The sequence below is a fragment of the Halomonas sp. AOP30-A1-24 genome, assembly GCF_052378165.1.
GTDB lineage: Bacteria > Pseudomonadota > Gammaproteobacteria > Pseudomonadales > Halomonadaceae > Vreelandella > Vreelandella citrativorans.
The window spans coordinates 1-676 of the sequence record NZ_JBQSXL010000091.1; the positions used below are offsets into that span (position 1 = coordinate 1).

Below are 676 nucleotides of genomic sequence, written 5' to 3' on the forward strand. Positions count from 1 at the left end.
ACGACTCATGCGACGCATGGGAATTCGCGGCGTGGTGCGAGGCCAACGTCCCTTCACGACGATTAGTGATCCCGACCAGAAACGAGCACCTGATTTAGTGAAACGTGACTTTACAGCCATGTGTCCTAATCAGCTTTGGGTGGCCGATTTTACGTATGTCGCTACCTGGTCTGGCTTCGTTTACGTTGCGTTCGTTATCGATGTTTATGCACGCTGTATCGTGGGTTGGCGCGTAGCAACGTCGATGAAAACGGGATTGGTACTGGACGCTCTGGAGCAAGCGCTGTGGGCACGAAAATACAGGCAAGGGTTAATCCACCATAGTGATAGAGGAAGCCAATATCTCTCGATCCGCTACACAGAGCGTATGGCTGATGAAGGTATCGATGCCTCAGTTGGCACCACCGGTGACTCCTACGACAATGCGCTGGCCGAGACCATCATCGGCTTGTTCAAAACGGAGGTGATTCACCATCGTGGACCATGGAAAGGGCGAGATGTCGTTGAGTATGCCACGCTGGAATGGGTTGACTGGTTTAACAATCGCCGACTGCTGGAACCCATAGGAAACGTTCCACCAGCAGAACGAGAAAAGACGTATTATCGTCAATTGGAGGAGTCGGGTGAAGCTGCCTGACTCAAACAAACCGGTCTCCGGAATAACCGGGGCGGTTCA

1 protein-coding gene is annotated in these 676 nt (G+C 52.5%); it reads left to right on the plus strand.

Going from position 1 to position 676, the window contains the following annotated elements:
* The coding region (locus ACT3TJ_RS18005) for an IS3 family transposase (RefSeq protein ID WP_444666137.1) at positions 1–637 on the plus strand (637 nt) is incomplete at its 5' end.
* Between the last annotated feature and the right edge of the window lie 39 nt (positions 638–676).